18 protein-coding genes are annotated in these 16719 nt (G+C 28.3%); 5 read left to right on the top strand and 13 right to left on the bottom strand.

Translation table 11 applies throughout. The features are described 5' to 3' along the window. Window positions 1–84: 84 nt before the first annotated feature. From AXY43_RS16860 to AXY43_RS16840, 5 genes are all read right to left on the bottom strand, one after another. A complete protein-coding gene (locus AXY43_RS16860; RefSeq protein ID WP_105411861.1) occupies window positions 85–564 on the bottom strand; it encodes a hypothetical protein in 480 nt (159 codons plus the stop codon). Between the two features lies 1 nt (window position 565). Continuing rightward, window positions 566–1456, bottom strand: a complete 891-nt coding sequence (locus AXY43_RS16855) for a ParA family protein (RefSeq protein WP_105411860.1) — start codon at window positions 1454–1456, stop codon at window positions 566–568. Window positions 1457–1549: 93 nt separating this feature from the next. Then, complete coding sequence (locus tag AXY43_RS16850; protein WP_105411859.1) at window positions 1550–3499, bottom strand: ComEC/Rec2 family competence protein; 1950 nt, start codon at window positions 3497–3499, stop codon at window positions 1550–1552. 119 nt (window positions 3500–3618) lie between these two features. After that, complete coding sequence (locus AXY43_RS16845; RefSeq protein ID WP_105411858.1) at window positions 3619–4677, bottom strand: DUF2971 domain-containing protein; 1059 nt, start codon at window positions 4675–4677, stop codon at window positions 3619–3621. Between the two features lie 317 nt (window positions 4678–4994). After that, on the bottom strand, window positions 4995–5891 hold the full coding sequence (locus tag AXY43_RS16840; RefSeq protein WP_105411857.1) for an N-acetylmuramoyl-L-alanine amidase: 897 nt from the start codon (window positions 5889–5891) through the stop codon (window positions 4995–4997). A 163-nt stretch (window positions 5892–6054) separates the two neighbouring features. Here AXY43_RS16840 and AXY43_RS16835 point away from each other — a divergent pair, with 163 nt between their 5' ends. Further along, window positions 6055–6627, top strand: a complete 573-nt coding sequence (locus AXY43_RS16835) for an RNA polymerase sigma factor (protein ID WP_105411856.1) — start codon at window positions 6055–6057, stop codon at window positions 6625–6627. Between the two features lie 82 nt (window positions 6628–6709). Here AXY43_RS16835 and AXY43_RS16830 read toward each other — a convergent pair whose 3' ends face one another. Continuing rightward, window positions 6710–6952 carry a hypothetical protein gene (locus tag AXY43_RS16830; protein WP_105411855.1) on the bottom strand — a complete coding sequence of 81 codons (243 nt, stop codon included), beginning with the start codon at window positions 6950–6952 and terminating at the stop codon, window positions 6710–6712. Between the two features lie 274 nt (window positions 6953–7226). Between AXY43_RS16830 and AXY43_RS16825 the strand changes: the two genes are divergently transcribed. Beyond that, on the top strand, window positions 7227–7718 hold the full coding sequence (locus tag AXY43_RS16825) for a hypothetical protein (RefSeq protein ID WP_105411854.1): 492 nt from the start codon (window positions 7227–7229) through the stop codon (window positions 7716–7718). Between the two features lie 94 nt (window positions 7719–7812). Further along, window positions 7813–8013, top strand: a complete 201-nt coding sequence (locus AXY43_RS16820; protein WP_105411853.1) for a YvrJ family protein — start codon at window positions 7813–7815, stop codon at window positions 8011–8013. 134 nt (window positions 8014–8147) lie between these two features. Here the strand turns inward: AXY43_RS16820 and AXY43_RS16815 are convergent, their stop codons facing one another. The 5 genes from AXY43_RS16815 to AXY43_RS28030 form a co-directional block, all read right to left on the bottom strand. Then, entirely contained in the window at window positions 8148–8468 is a 321-nt protein-coding gene (locus AXY43_RS16815; RefSeq protein ID WP_105411852.1) for a hypothetical protein, read from the bottom strand. A 56-nt stretch (window positions 8469–8524) separates the two neighbouring features. After that, on the bottom strand, window positions 8525–8839 hold the full coding sequence (locus AXY43_RS16810; protein WP_105411851.1) for a DUF6572 domain-containing protein: 315 nt from the start codon (window positions 8837–8839) through the stop codon (window positions 8525–8527). Between the two features lie 41 nt (window positions 8840–8880). Beyond that, complete coding sequence (locus AXY43_RS16805) at window positions 8881–9426, bottom strand: hypothetical protein (RefSeq protein WP_105411850.1); 546 nt, start codon at window positions 9424–9426, stop codon at window positions 8881–8883. 1561 nt (window positions 9427–10987) lie between these two features. Further along, window positions 10988–11374 carry a hypothetical protein gene (locus AXY43_RS16800; RefSeq protein WP_105411849.1) on the bottom strand — a complete coding sequence of 129 codons (387 nt, stop codon included), beginning with the start codon at window positions 11372–11374 and terminating at the stop codon, window positions 10988–10990. Between the two features lie 122 nt (window positions 11375–11496). After that, the gene (locus AXY43_RS28030; protein ID WP_171779866.1) at window positions 11497–11661 is read right to left on the bottom strand and encodes a hypothetical protein; all 165 of its coding nucleotides are present in this window, start codon (window positions 11659–11661) and stop codon (window positions 11497–11499) included. 161 nt (window positions 11662–11822) lie between these two features. Between AXY43_RS28030 and AXY43_RS28025 the strand changes: the two genes are divergently transcribed. Together AXY43_RS28025 and AXY43_RS16795 are read left to right on the top strand one after the other, a co-directional pair. Beyond that, window positions 11823–12005: a hypothetical protein gene (locus tag AXY43_RS28025; RefSeq protein WP_181246130.1), complete on the top strand. Its 183-nt coding sequence runs from the start codon at window positions 11823–11825 to the stop codon at window positions 12003–12005. 35 nt (window positions 12006–12040) lie between these two features. Continuing rightward, the gene (locus AXY43_RS16795) at window positions 12041–12235 is read left to right on the top strand and encodes a hypothetical protein (protein WP_181246133.1); all 195 of its coding nucleotides are present in this window, start codon (window positions 12041–12043) and stop codon (window positions 12233–12235) included. Window positions 12236–12897: 662 nt separating this feature from the next. Here the strand turns inward: AXY43_RS16795 and AXY43_RS16790 are convergent. Together AXY43_RS16790 and AXY43_RS16785 are read right to left on the bottom strand one after the other, a co-directional pair. Beyond that, window positions 12898–14193 carry an NYN domain-containing protein gene (locus AXY43_RS16790; RefSeq protein ID WP_181246131.1) on the bottom strand — a complete coding sequence of 432 codons (1296 nt, stop codon included), beginning with the start codon at window positions 14191–14193 and terminating at the stop codon, window positions 12898–12900. A 99-nt stretch (window positions 14194–14292) separates the two neighbouring features. After that, window positions 14293–14970 (bottom strand): hypothetical protein, encoded by a 678-nt coding sequence (locus AXY43_RS16785; RefSeq protein WP_105411846.1) that lies wholly within the window; start codon window positions 14968–14970, stop codon window positions 14293–14295. Window positions 14971–16719: the final 1749 nt, after the last annotated feature.

Raw genomic sequence — 16719 nt, 5'->3', positions numbered from 1 at the left:
AATATAAAAACTAATTTGTAAATTCTTTAGACTGTTAGTTTTAATGTTATATATAAGCCGAGTTCTGTAATCCTTAATTATCTACTAAACAACAATATTCTGATATGATTTATTCATTTTTTTATCTCTAACAATATTTGTAATAAAAATAATGAGAGTTTTCTTTTTTTCATTTCTATACTCTTTGAATTCACTAGAAATAAGATATAATATTATATTTAATTCTAAAATCCTAAATTTATCTCTTTGAATATTTGTTAATGAACTCCACCATTCGATTATGTTATCAGCATTTTCCTTTACACTATCTGATATCTTATAATGTTCCCAATTTAATTTCCCATCTTTAGATTCTTGAACTATCTGCATGAATATATCTCTATCTTTACTTTTACTTTCCTTTGAGTAATTTTTTTCTTCAATAAGATTTTCAATATCAACATTAGGATAATTCTTAAGAAGCCTTACCAAATCCGAAATTTCGCCTCCATTTGGTATTGAATTAAATAAATTTTCAATCTTATTATATCTTTCCAAAATGTCTATTAAATCTTCTGTTTTCATTTTATTCCTCCATTTCTTCAATATATTCTAATATCTCATTAGCAAGTTCAATATATTCCATATAATTTGTTTCCACTCCAGCACCCATTGTTTCTGATACATCCTTCCTATCTTTAATTTCATTTTGAAACAAATGAAAATCACCCTTAATTCGATTTCTATATTTAGTTGTATCAGTATTTCCTTTTCTCATCGTTTCAAATATTCCTAATAATTGAGGACATCTACCAAAAATAAGTGTAAATAGTTCAGGATATTTACCATCTTCACAATAACTTTTATATACATTTTCTATAACATTAACATAATGCTTTACACCTTTAACACTTAATTCATCCATAATTGTTGGAACAATATAATAATCTGAATATAAAAAAGCACTTTGAGTTATTATATTATTGCTTGGTGGACAATCAAAAAAAATAAAATCATATTTATATATTAATTCATTATCTTCCAAAAAATCTCGTAAAATCAAAATATTTTCAGAATGATCATCAATCCTTAAATCCATGCTTATCTTATCCAATCCACCATTTTTATAAAATAAGCTATTAGGAATAAAATCAATTTGATTGGTTGTTTTAATTATACTTTTGTAATCTACTTTTGCATTAATATTTCCAATACTTTTTATCTGCATATATATATCATAAACAAAATTCAAAGTCTCATTACTTTCTAAATCATCTAGTTGTTTTCCATAACTTTTCATGCAGACTTCGCTTAGTGAAGATTGTGGATCTAGATCAATCAATAATACTTTTTTATTATTTTGTTTAGCCATTTCAACCGCCAAATTATATGTACTCGTAGTTTTTCCAACTCCTCCTTTATAATTTCCAAAAAAAATTTTTTTAGCCATAACATTATTCTTCAACTTTTTAAGCATTATATTTCCTCCTTTATTACAATAACAACATTAAAATACTTTATATTTTTTATATGTAAATATATTTATCTCACAAATTACTTTCTAAATTAGCTACAACTCAAACAAATTTAAAATATTTTTAATATAATAATTAACTGCATCGTAATTATCTATGTCCTTGTTTAAATAATTTCCAAATGATTGAAGCATTTGATTTATAGCTATTTGATAATTATAATATTTTTTAGCTGTTTTTTCGTGTATATCCGAATCTTCTCCTGAATCAATTTTAAATCCGACTACTTTCATATATCTCTCAAGGCTTGGTTCAAAAATCGGGAATTGTTTATTATTTATTGTATTTAAAAGAATTGACATACTTATATATTTAAATCCATGAAAAGTTAATAATTCTTTATAAATTCCAGTTAATTCAAAGTCTTGTTTTTCTTCTTTAATATTTTGAAATTCTTTAACTTTTCGCAATAATTCTCTTAATTTTATATACTCTTGAAGCGTTTTATTTCCTATGTAATTATTCGTAGTGTTGTCCTCATTTTGAGAATCTTTGATTTTAAATTTAGGTATTACAGATTTAATAGCTGAATCAAATCCATTCATATTTTCTTCATCTAACGTATCCATATCTAAATATTTATAAAGTTTTTCCTTATTCTCATCCTTTTTCCTTATCCAATTATTATATTTTTCAATATGGTTATATTCCCCATTATTATCTTCCTCTGATATACCTCCAATATATACTTTTAACAACCTTTTCTTTAGATTATCTAACTTTTCCAATATCTTTTTACTTTTAAAAAATTGGTCAGATACAGATGTTGTAACATTATAATTTATATGAAACCTGGCGTACCATTTTTTTTCTATATCTAAGCCTAGTTCATTCAAGAATCTAATATTATTTTTATTATCTATCAAATAAGCATCTTCCATTTTTATGTTTGAAACCTCAATATTATAGTAGTAATTAGGTAGTAATTGTATCAAAATATTTTCTTCTAACGACAAAGAAAAAGTTTTTGTTTCTGCTTCAAGAAACTTGTCCACCGAGAAAGCATCTAAATCAATTTCTGATTTTTCATTTTTATAATATTCAAAATAACATGTTTCATTGACTGAATGTTCAAAAAAAGCAAGTAATTTTATAAATATATTTCTATTTATCTGCACATATTCAACACTTCCATTTTCAAATTTAAACTTCATCTTAATATCGCGTCTCGTTAGAGTTTCACCAGTAAAATATATATTTTCACCTAACTTGGATAGCTTTTCATTAATCTGCTTAACTTTACTTACACTTGGTGGTTTACTCTCATTACCTGGATAATCCCAAGATTCCTTACATGAGCATACTGCTTTTTTAAATTTATCCCCTAAGATTGTATTCATAAAGTTCTCACTAGATGCTGTATCACTTGCATGATGCCCAATTTTCCAAAAAATCGTCCTTGTTAAGTCTATTTTTTCTTCTTTACACTTCTCTAATATTATATTCTCGTTTTCCACTGTAGCATCACCCATAAATAACAAATGATATTCATCAATAATTACATCAATTACTATTGAATTAGCATTTAAATCAATTGTATTATACCTATGAAAACTAGAAGAATCAGGATACAATATTTTTATATACTTATCAAAAATTTCTTCTATTCTTAAAAGAACCTCTTTATCTATTTGTTCACAATGAATCATATTATCTTTATCCACTGATATATTAGTTAATTGTTGAATCTTTTTTAAATTGGTTTTACTTATGTTATTATCGTCTGGTGTCCAATAGAATACTCCTTTTATACCTAGTTCTGTAGTACCTATCAACTGTAATATTCCACCTATATGATCCCCGTGTGCATGAGTTAGAAATACATAATCTATATTTCTTCCCTCCGATAGTAATTTCTTCTTGACATCTAATAATTTATTACAATGACCAGTATCTATAATTATTTGAATATCATTAGGAAGCTTAATATAAATACAGTCTCCAAATCCTACTCCAAAGCATATTATTTCTACTTCTTTACTCATTTTTTCCTCCATATATAATTATTATACTGCAATCTTTTCCAATTTATCCTCATACATCCTAAAACTTTTAGATATTTTACTATGTATTAAATCAAGTTAATCTTTTAACTTATCGCTACTTATTTAAATATAAATCTGCTATTTTTATAACTTTTAAAAATTTCATTATTAATTACCAATACAATAGGGGTCTTTTCCAACTTAAAATCATACGGATTCATATTCATTTGATATAAAGAAATTCTCTTTTCTTCACATATATTTATTAAATCTATTCTATCTCTATCAATTATTTTACATCCCATGTATATGGCTGCTGGCTTGGGAACTTTCTTTAATACAAAAGATTCTTTATCATCAAAGGCATTAGTAATCATTCTCCATTCACATTCATACTTCCAATCAATATATTTAGTTGTGAAAGCCTTCATCACTGATTCTTTAGTAATTTTCTCTTTAATTATAGGAAACTTCTCACTATAAACGATTGGATATAACTCATTAAATATCGATATATCAACTATCTCTTTGAGCATTGTATTTTTATATTGTTCATTTAGTTTATCAAAATCATATTCTATGCAGATACCTTTATGATAATTAGCATAATGGCTCCACATTAATATTGAATCATTTCTTTCTGAAAAACAACATATTCGAACGCTCCCTGATAACTTTTGAAAATTCTTCAAAAGTTTTTCTTTAAAATTTTCAGCTATATTATCAACATAATTAGGATCAACATATTTAAATCCCACCGTTTCGCTAAGTTCTTTAAATATTAAATTTTCATTATGAATTGAATCTTTAACTATATCTATTGGGGATTTATCAAATTCCATATTTGCCAAACTATCATACGGATCATTGAAATTTAATGGACTTTGGAATGTTAATACACTTTCTTTTAAATTTTTAATAGCATAATCTAAAGATAAATATTTATATAGATTCTTGGGTTTATATTTTAATAACAAAGCGTTGGCTTCTTTACGTTTTTTTTCTTGGCTTAATAAACAATCATTATAATCCTGTTTCCATTTAAAATTGTCATCCAAAGTATTAACTTCAATATTATTTTCCTTGCAAAAATGTAACTCTTTTTTGTGTTTATTTATTTTCCATTTCTCTTTTTTAAATTGTTGTGCTTTGTTTCTTCCATTACTGTACTTTCCCATTATACATAATCTCCTTATGATAACTTCTATAAATATTACGTATATAAGAAATGATGCCTTAATTAAAAGTGTAATTTGCTATAATAATCTCTCTATTATTTTCCCATAAATTGTAGCAAAAGTCTTCCTAAAAATGTATAAAATATTCACATTAATGAATTTACTATATGAAACTTCCTATATTTTCCCAAAATTAAAGATAGTAAACATGAACTTACTCGCATTTACTACCTTACTAATTTGCTTATATTGATGATCTTATGCAGTTGCTATTTCATTCTCAACAATACTAGTATAATTAAAAATAAAATATTCTACTACTTAATCCGAAATCCACTCTTATCAACTCCAAATCCATCAGGTGTAACACAATCAAAATACATTTTCCCATCCTCATCAAAAGCATAACACCCACAATCAATCCACTTCCATAAAGGTTTATCCATACTTCCCCTTATCATCTTGCACTTTTCATCTAAGTAATACCAGACATTATTATTTACATCTTTATACCAGCAATTCTGCAAAGCATATCCCTTATCATCAAAAATATACCACTCTCCATTAATCTCCTGCCAGCCATCTTTTGATGTAAAATAACATTTATTATTGACACTCATACAATAAAACCATCCAATATGATTTTGATTCCAACCCACTTTCCATTCCTCAGAACTAGAACTATTAACTCCAATTAATCCACAAACAATAGCCCTTGCAATAACTTCTGGATCATAGACATCTGCATCATCACTATCAGCAAACAAACACTCAACCAATATTGCTGGCATAACAGTTTTATTTAAAACAATAAGGCTTCTTGTTTTTACACCTCTATTAGTTAGATTTAAGCTACCTGCCAAAGCATTACTAACTTTTACAGCATACTGGTTAGCCACTTCTGATTGACCAGTAACCAATACTTCTGGACCAGTTCCTCCCCCTGCATTAATATGAATCTCCAAATACAATTCTACCTCTAATGATTTTGCGATTTCATTAGCTTCATTTGTTCTTTCATAACAATCTTCACAATTATAGCTATTGCCCTTATCTATTCTAAGTAAATTAACTCCATGCCCTTTATACTGCAAATACTGTGATACTAAAACTCCTATAGTTCTTGTACAATTGCTCTCATTTAACCTATCAATAACTCCACATCCAGTGTTACCACTTGCAGTATGACCTACTGCTATTATAAAATTACTCATTTTTACATATCATCTCCTTAATCTTTTATTTTTTTATATTTACATCTAAGTTATATGTATTTCAGCCATATATACTATATATAGAGACAAATTCAACAACAAACACAATATATGTAATTTTATCACTTTAATTCATGACTCTTGATTCAAAAAGGAGGTTTATATGGATTTTAATTATATTGAAGCTTTAGTTACCAGATGTAAAAATAATGATGAAGCAGCAAAAGAAAAATTATCTGAAGAATTTAGGCCATTAATTTATAATATTTCTAAAAGAACTTTCATTGATGGGTTTAACTCACATGATATTATTCAGGAATGTTATCAATCTCTTTTTAAGTCTGTATCCATGTACAATTTAGAAAAGCATAGATTCGTTGCCTATGCTACTAATGCTATTAAAAATAATATGAGTTATTTAATCAAAAGAATTAAAACTAGAAGATCTACTGAAGGTAATGATGCATTAAGCTTACATGATAATGTTGAAAATAATTTTCCTGACTTTGAAATCTCAACTGAAACTTCATTATGTGAAATGTGTGACTATGAAGATTTAAAATTAGCTCTTAAGAATTTAACTGAAGAGGAAAAAGAACTTATAGATTTTGTATTCTATAGAAATTACACTATAAAGGAATATGCTTATATAAAAAATATGTGCTACTCTACTGCTATTCTAAAAAAGAAAACTATTTTAATAAAAATCCTAAATAATATTTCATTGTATCATTAAACATAAAAAATCAACAGCTCCAAGGTTCAATGTATCCTTGGAGCCGTTATATTTATTATAATGATATCAATATTTCATTTTCCTACTCAAAATTAAAATTATTCACAACCTCTGTAGTTTTATCCACATAATTGTCAACAACTTGATCAATTCCATCACAGATGTACTTCAAACTGCACCCTTCACATTTATTAAGTATTCCTTCCTCTAACAAAGAACATTTTGAATCATAATCAAAAGTAGAATTTCTAATAGCAAGGGCTATTTGTTTCTTATCAAATACTTCTCCTTCTTCTGATTTAATTTTAATTTCATCCTTAACCATATCACAACACACTCCACAATTTATTTTCAGCTTCAAAAAATTTATCCGCTACTATTATGGATATATGGTTTGTTATCTACAATAACATTAAAATAAATACTATTTTTTATACAAACATCCTTTTAGCCCTCACTTTTTAAGCATATTCTGAAGAATATATATTCTTCTATGGTAATATTCTAAAGAATAAATATGGTGAAGAATATTACCATATTAGAATATTCTCCATTTTTACATATATCCTAAGTAAGAATACACGTAAAGGAGATTTCTTATGTCTAAAAGAAAACAAAATGAACCACCTAAAAGCGATTTTGCTCCTGATGAAAATGAAGAAATACTAGGCTTTACATCTGAACCAATTACATCTGGTCCATGTATTTCATCTTTTTCCTTTGATGATGATGTAGTGGCAGAAAATATTAATGTTACTAATGCTAATAATGATTCCTCTCTTAAACTTAATAATACTACTCACAATGTTTCATCTAATAATACAGCTACATCTGAAAATGGCACTATTGCATTTAATAATAAGATCCTTGCAGATAACAGAAAAGCTTCTGTAGCAAATGGTATGGCTCCACCTATTAATGGTGAATTCCTAGATACTAAAAGAACATATATGCTTAGAGCCTCTACTGTTAGGAAAATCAACGAACTTAAAAGCATACATCCTGATTTAAATACTTATGTAAGTACAATAGTAGATTTAGCTATAGCTCACTATTATAATTACATAGTCAATGAAGGCGGAAATCAATAATATATTTTATAGCTATTATTTATAATAAATTTTATTAGCTACAATCGAATTGTTTATGTACATTCATATATCCATTAAGAGGAGGTGGATATATATGCAAGTAACTGATTTAATTACATTGGTAACTAACAATGGCTTTGCTATAGCTGTAGCCGCATATTTGCTAATACGCTTAGAAAAACAAATTGCTAACTTATCATCATCAATTAATAAGTTAAATACTATAATATCAGCTAAACTTGGAGTAGCTATTGATACCGATGGTTCTAATGATGATTCTCATAAGGTAGCTTGAGAAAAAGGCAATAAACATGCACAATGTTTATTGCCTTTAAACTTATTTATATTTTGAATTTGCTATTTAAATTTTTAATATGAAACCACTCAATTAATCAGACAAATTAAAATTTGTTAATGGTATGTAGTTTTTTACAAATACCACCCATGTTCACGATGAAAAGCAGGTCCTTGTGGCTTTTTCCCTGCCCAATCTCTTTCGCTTTTAACCTTATCAAATAAATCTAAAATATTCTGAAACTTAATTTTCAAAGAATCATCATATTTAGGAGAGCAAAACTTCTGTCGTACTATTTCTCTTTCAGTTTCCCACTGACTATCCGTTAATTTTTTTATCCATGCAAGACTATATTCATGAGGTTCTTTATTGATAAATCCTTTATACATCCCATATCCGCCTACTACTAAACCGCTTAAACAAAACATCAATTTTTTCTTTGCTTTTTTATCCATATAAATTTCCTCCATAAATTCCAATTTATAATACTTAACATTAAATTGGAATACACCTACTTTATTTCTAATTCAAATTTCGCATCATTTTCATTTATCCATGGAACAATTGTTTCTAGAATGGCATAGATAATTTCTGAAGGTTTTTCATCTAATTTCATAATAATACGTATATTATCTTTTTGAGCCATAGGAAAATCTTTTTTAAATTCATCACTTTTTATAAATACTAGATAGTTTTCTATCTTATCTAAAAGTAAAGTCTGAGTCTCTACTGAATCATCTAGTGAACCAGAAGATATAATACATAAATCAACTCCTCCATCATTTCTTTCTCCTAAAATATCCAGTTTATTTGCATCAAAAATCATTTTATCCCCCTTAAAATTGGAATTTACAAAGACGATCTAATTCAATAATTATGAGAATAAAAATCTAGAATCGGTACTCCTTTAGATATCAAATAATTTCCTATACCACTTTCTATATCTGATCTATATAATCCATCTTTAATATTCTTCAATGGAAAAATTAATACCTCACTATCATCCCATTCTAGACCTAAAGATTGATTGATCAAACCTGCCGTAGTATTGTTTTTAGCATAATCAGAAAAATATATATCACAACCTGTTCCGATAACACTTATATAGTTTTCAGTTGTAAATTTTATCCAAACAATATCTTCTTTACTTTCTTTATTTATTTTGGAATAGTCTATTCTTCGCTTTTCTCTTTTCTTGGGTTTAATAGCTGGGTCAAAAGCTATTTCCATATCCATAGAATATAGGAAATCCTTAACATACTTTATAATGTCGTCTCTCTTAACTACAGGCAACTGATATTGTTCTTTAGCCTTTTCAATTCTAAAGTTTAATTTTCCATTTAAATTATCATTAGATACAGTTCTATTTTTTATTGAAGGCATAATCCACTTCAAGTATTCTTTATTATCCATAATATATTAATACTCCTACACAAATTATAATTTTTCTGCTAATTATATAAATCCCCTTTGTTTTACAGACAAATACTATTCTGCAACATATTATACATATATTATAACTGTAATTACAATTTTTTCATATATATCAATTACTATCAACTACAAAACCATATAAAAAAATTTAATGTTTTCTGCTACCACTTAGCTCTAAATTTACTTCTAAGCTTAATGGCCAGAAAGAAACAATCCGCAACACATTAAAGCTCCGCTTCAAGCTATTGCATTGTTACTTTCTTCTGATGTTATTTTAAAGTGTGGCTAGTGATTTCAAGGCTTCACCTTCAAGTCAAAGGAAGTAATAAACAAGCTTATAAACTCATTCATAATATTTATAGATAAGTATGTTGATATAGCATAGATTAAACTAAATGTGTACACTTTAAAGCTTGCCTATTACCCTAAATTATAACTCGCTTACGCTCAAACAAATGAAGAGAAGTACAAGCTGCATATAGCTTTTATTGATTATTTATTTGTATATTCATTAAGTATCTATAAACGATAGTGATAGGTATACAGCTTGCACTTCTCCTTAATCCGATGGCCTGCGGCAGCAAGGAATAAATATATAGGAGCACTGCGTGCTCCTTGTGGCTGCGCCACTCCATTAGTTTTTGGTATCTTACTACATATAGTATTTAAGCTAGATATTTATATATTAGAATGATTATATTTTTATATTAGAGTATGTATAGTTGTTATAGTTATATATATTCCTATATACGCATTTTTTAAAGGACAAATTCTTTTATTAGATAATCATTTGGGCGCCTTAATCCACCACCCAAAAAAGGACAGGTCATCAGCTAGAGCTTCTAGGCGCCTAAAAGTCTCCTCCACAGTCGGAGCCTTTTATTCACCAAGAATCTCTACGCATTAGACTAGTCCTTTGTTTGGGTTCCCGGTGGGGCGCATTGGGAAATCTAAAACTAAAGTATATTGGCCAGACGAGCTGGCAAAAGATTGGGGGGCTTGGACATGCCATCACCAATACTAAGGTATGTTTAAGAAAGGTGATGGCAATTCCATTTTGTACAGGCTTGGTACTTCATGTAACAAAGGTATATTGTGTAACGAACGCTTTAATGTCCAATAACTAAAAATAATAAAAGATGTTTTATGGAAATTATTTTTAGTTATTCGGCATTAAAGCTGTTGTATTATTTAAATATAGAGAAAATATAAAATAAAGCCTGCACAAAAACGTCCCCCTGGTGAAACTTTAGAGAATACTTTTAACTAGGTTTTTTCATAGCTTATGGTATATTTATTTAAAAATCTAGTAAAGATACGCTTCGCTTTTGATCTTGACTATATTTTTAAATAAATATGTGTAGTCACTATGAAAAAATCTATGTCTTAGTATGCTGCTCAGTGGGACAAGCTTTTCTAAAGTTTGGCAATATATCCTGGTCAGAAGCTTGTCCCGTTTAGATTTGAGATAGCTGCTGACACCTCATTGCTTGTCCATATTATAGCGTTTATTCCTGGGGGATTTTCTCCCCTTATGTAATTAGAATGGTAATTCATCAGAGCCAACGCATTTAAGTACATTTTCATGCTCTGTAGCTATTTGTTTATAATATTCTTCTTGAGATCTTTTAAACTGCTCCTCCATTTCAGCCTCCCAATCCATAAAATAGCTATCATCTCTTTTACTTCTAACTGATTTCCAAAACTCATAATCTTTATCATCAACACTATAAATTCCTTTTCTTGCTATACTCTTTTGAAAACTTAATTTCAACCCATAAAGACTTAATCTAGCGCCATCATACTCAATAATTATTGAGCCATCTTTTAACCTATAAGCTGTTTCAGAAAATCTGAATTCCTCAAGTTCACTCAAATATTTGTACTCTGCTATTAATGTTTTTGCCTCATATTTTCTCTTATCCAATTTCAATACCACCTTTTCTTTTTTTGCTCTCCCTCCCCTATTTATATTCTGCCCACTTATAGAAATTTAATACATTTTTATGTACAAAAAAGTACCCTTTTAGGTACCTTAAATTTATCATTTTATTCTCCTATACACATTTTCATAAATGACCTTATAGTTTTACTTACATCTTTTCCGTTTCTATAACAATACTCCTCAAACTTATTATATAATGCCATATCGCATTCTAAATGAACTTGCTTTGTTGGTGGTTTTTTAATCTTTTCTTTTTTCCTTTCTTCCATGGATTTCCCACTCCTTCCTAGTAAATTATTCTGTCCAACACATAACTTTCCTATACATTTTTTGTACAAAATTTATTTCATTTTTGTACAAGCAATACAGAATATTTGTTCGCATAATTGGGAATAATTATAATATAAAGTTAAGAAAGGATTTTACATATATGAGATACTTTTCATTCATTAGATGGCTTACAGTCAAAGAAGGATTTAATTCATTTGCACACTATAAAGGATGGCTAGATATTATATCTCAAAAATCTAAAGAAGATGCCGAAAAAACTGATTTGTTTTATCACGAAAAATATGAATATTGGCAAAAACACCTGAAAACTGAATGGGATTAGAGGCATCTTGTCACGAGTCCCAAGTAAAAATACATATGAAAGGATTTGTTATAATGACCTTTGCAACCTGGTTAAAAAAAGAAGAAGGATTTACCTCAAAATCACAATATGATTGCCTTTTAAATACCCTACCTTATGAAGCAAGAAGAAAAGTAAGCCTATATTATAAAGAGAAATATAAATACTTTATTACCACTAACCCAAAACAACTTGAACTTGAGCTAAAATAATCCTGAAGAGGTCCACCTCTTCAGGATCACTTTACATACTTAATTCTAGTAATAAATCAAAAATCAATTATACTAAAATATAATAATAGTCTAAACTAAAAACAAAACTTAAAGCATTGAAAACCTACAGAATCAACTACCAAAATTATAGGACAAGCCTCTGTTGTTTTTTGGGCAAATACTTAAACTCCATAGAAAATAAATATTGTACAGGGGTGAGCGCAGCGAATTCCCCTTTACAATATTTATTTTCTATTAGTATAATTGCTCTCCCAAAAAACATTATTTTAAACATGCTCTATTATTAAAACCATAAAATTAACCTTATCTTTATTTTTCTATAAACTTAAATTTTATAATTTCTTTAGTAATAGAGCTTGTTTAAAATTTCATTATTGGTATTAACTATACCTTAAATCTAGCATACCATAAATAAAAAAGAATGATCTACTAGGGTGTATAGACCATTCTAAATACTGGTTATCATTTATTTAATAAGGGGTAAATAATGTTTTACTATCTTATACATTTATAATATAGTATTAATATGTCAATGATGTGACAAGCTATAATTTCCTTTATCTGCACCTAATTTAATACTTTATGTACCAACATATTTCATTTAAAATAAATCTATGAGTTTAATGAATCTTAGAATATAGTTACTTTTTAGGTGCAAACGAATTAATTATACTCCATATTTTTTGTGGATTTTTCGTCACATTTTTACTTCCACATTCACCACAGGCATTTCTAAAATCATAATAGTTTCTCTGATAACACTCTTCACAAATTGGATGCTTTAAAAATGACATATTTAATACATTTACAGCAACGTCCCATGTAGAGCCATCAAAATGAATAAAATCCTCTTCTTTCAGAAGAGATTGTCCACTATGTCTATCTCTTTTGTTATCAATACCATACGGTTCCAAAAATTCACCAATAGCTTTTTGAGCTTTTTTTATGCACTCTTTATCATCTAAAAGTTTTAATTCTTCTTCTCTTTTGTTTTTTTCAATTTCATTTACTTCAAATTTATATTTTTTATATTTTTCATGAATTGATTTATTTTCTTCATCTATTCTCTTGGTTTCTAATTCTTTTTCTCTTATAATTTCATCTAATTTAGCTATAGTCTCATATTTTTCTTTAAGAATCTGAGTAGAATTAACCAAAAAACCAGCTTCATTTAATTTTTTTTCGAGTTCTATATATTGCTCATTTAAAGAATTGATTTTTTCTTGGATAACTCTTTGTTCTTCTTTTAGCCTATCATTAGCTTCAATACATTTTTCTTCAGCGTATTTTCGTACTGCAATCTTATCTTCGATAAATTTAATTTGATTTAATACACTCTCTAAGTTTGTATTTTCTTTTTGTATTTTTTCATTAATTTCGTTTAAAACTTTCCTTTTCTTATTAATCTCACTTTCAACTTCAATCATTTCAGGAGAGTTTTTTAAAGACAATTTTTCTTTTATTATTCTACCTTGCTCTTTAATATCTTCACTCAAATTAAGTTTTCCATATTTTAATTTATCAACTGTTAATAAGCCACTTCTTTGTAAATTCCCTTGTATTAATCTCGAACTATATCTATCTGCTAACCATAAATATTTCTCTACATAGTCTTTGTAAATGTCATTACTTATGATCCTTCTATCATAAAATTCAGCATCATGAAGAACTACTCCATCTGCACGGCTTGAACCTGTGACAATATAAAAATTATCAGGAAAATCATTTACTAAATCAGATAAAATGTTATTTTCGTCATTTTTACCACTTTGTTTTAAATCATAATAAATAGAAGCATCAAACACACAATAAAATTCATCATCATTATCAATTATTGCTTCAATAATTGATAATAGCGGTTTTATTGATATTTCCTTTGGAACCATTTGTGAATACCACCAACATACATTAGTTCCATCAATAGTAATTTTCTCCATACTCAACATCCCCTTTGTTTTTATTTATTACTCAGTTATAAAGTACACAAGACTAATATTTCTCCAATACAATTTATATTTGTGTAATGATGCTATTTATTAATAAACCTTATGAGTTAATCCTTGTAATATTACTAATGAAATATCTATCCCCAAATTTTTTAAAATTCCGCAAACTTCTTCTAATGTATTTACTTCTGCTATTTTTCTTCCCATCGTTTCCGAACCTTGACTTACTGAATAGTGTTTACTCAACGAATCACTGTAACCATATCTATTCTTAACATCCTCTTCAGTTTTTTTAGCTACATCTAATATATCATCACGTATTTCTTCTAAATTCTTCTGTTGCGTTCTAATACTCTCATTATATATATAATCTTCTTCCTTTTCTTTTTGCAGTTCATCTCGTATCTCTTTTAAGTTCTTATTTACTTTATCTGTTATCTCATTAAGACCTCTTAATTCCTTTTCAAGACTCTCTCTAAAAAGATAATATGAATCTCTTCCAATTATTTGTATATCATCATTATTTGTGATATCTGGATTTACTTTTACTTTAAACGAATTAACTATTACATGATATTTTTCTGATACTGTACGTTTTAGATAATCTGCTATTATGACTCTATATCCAATACAATAATTTACGTTTCCATCTCTCGTTACTGAATTTATTTTTACTAATTCACTCGAATATGGCAATAGTACAATATAATCATTACTTTGATATTTTTCTTCTAACATGTCATTTTCTCTCACATAATTTTCTTCCATTTATACCACTCCTTGTTTATAATTTCTATTCTAAATATAGAATATACCCATTTTGCTTTTAATTCAATATAGTTTATGTTATTTTTTTTTAAATTTATTTATTTCTCTTTATATTTATCTATTTTCATTATTGTTTCTTTTTCTTGTCTAAATACACATCTAAACTCACAACTCGAAAAAAAGATAACATATATAAGCCTTGTTTCTTCATAAAACTATTGGATAAAACAAAAATGCGGGTGACTGGGGGCGTTCTTGTGCAAGTTTGCCTGTCCCATCAAAGTGTGAGCTGGATTGGAGCGACGGTGTGTCTTTTAGCTAAAAATACCATCATCTTTTAATAATTCAAAGGTATTTTTAGCTATAGGACACATCGAGCGGAAAGCCAAGCGAGCCTTTGATTGGACTAGCAAACTTGTACAAGATGGATCTGCCATCTTGATGGCAAGTCCAAGCCTCCACGCCCGCAAACCGTCCGCTGAAAGCCCCCAAATCAACCACAAAACTATGACGAGTGAAACGAACGAACCACTACGACACGAAGTCTGCGCCCCACCGGGAACCCAAACAATGGACTAATTCGTACAGATTCTTATATTGTAAAAGGCTTGAGCTTGCCAAAAGACTTTTTCAATATTAGAAGCTGTAGCTGTATGACCCGTCCATTTTTTGGTGGTATATAAGGCACCCAAACATTTATCAATGAAAGAATCCTATCCTATTAAGAATACATATATACCATTACTGTATATAGTCATATATAAGACATTAATATAATAAAGAAATATGCATATGCACCTAAAGATAATAAGATTGGAGCACCAGCTAAAGCTTTGTTCGAGCGCAGCGAGTTATAATTTTGTAATAGGCATAGCCTATTACTTCCTTGCTGCCGGCAGGCTACAACAATCTTGATGTACTAGCGGTTTCTATATACTAAATACTTTAGAATAAATCTTTATGCCCACTAGAAACTAGCATTCCTTATTAAACATAGAAACAATAATCTTAGGCTTTAAGGCGCAGCCTTGAAGTCACTAGCTGCACTTAAATAAATTGCATAAGAAAGTAACAATGTAATAGCTTGTTGAAGCGGAGCTTCATGGTATTACGAATTGTTTCTTTCTGAAGTTAGAATTATGAAGTAAACTTAAAGCATCCACCTTGAAGAGAGAAACATTAACTTTTCCGTACAATTCTCTAATTTCACTAAAGACTCTTATCTGAAAATGCAGCATTATCTCCATTAACACAATACACCAGAAACCATCGTAACACCTTCCTCTTCATCTTCATCAAGAAACCTTAATACAGCAAAGAAGGCATGTACATTTAGCTAAATAACGTTTCCCGAAGTGTACCAACTGAAATTAAGGAATAAACCTTCATTTCTCAAAATCTTTATAACCACAAAAAGACCATAAAAATTCATGGCCTTCAATATTTTAGCTTGGACATTCTCGGGACAACGGGTTATTCTAGCGAAGTGTACTTGCCTTCTTGCGCTCCATCGGGTACCCAAACAAAGGACTAGTCTAATGCGTAGAGATTCTTAGTGAATAAAAGGCTTGAGCTTGCCGAAAGACTTTTAGGCACTTAGAAGCTCTAGCTGTATGACCTGTCTCTTTTTTGGGTGATGGATAAAGCGCCCAGATAATTATTCAATAAAGTAATATGTCCTTTAGAAAATACGTATATAGTAATAACCAATGTATATATAGCAATAGGTATTTATAGTCAATTGGATGT

Origin of the sequence: Clostridium sp. MF28 (genome assembly GCF_002969175.1) — a bacterium.
Classification (GTDB): Bacteria; Bacillota; Clostridia; order Clostridiales; family Clostridiaceae; genus Clostridium; species Clostridium beijerinckii.
The sequence above is the reverse complement of the archived record's forward strand: the minus strand, read 5'-3'. Positions and strand labels throughout refer to the sequence as shown.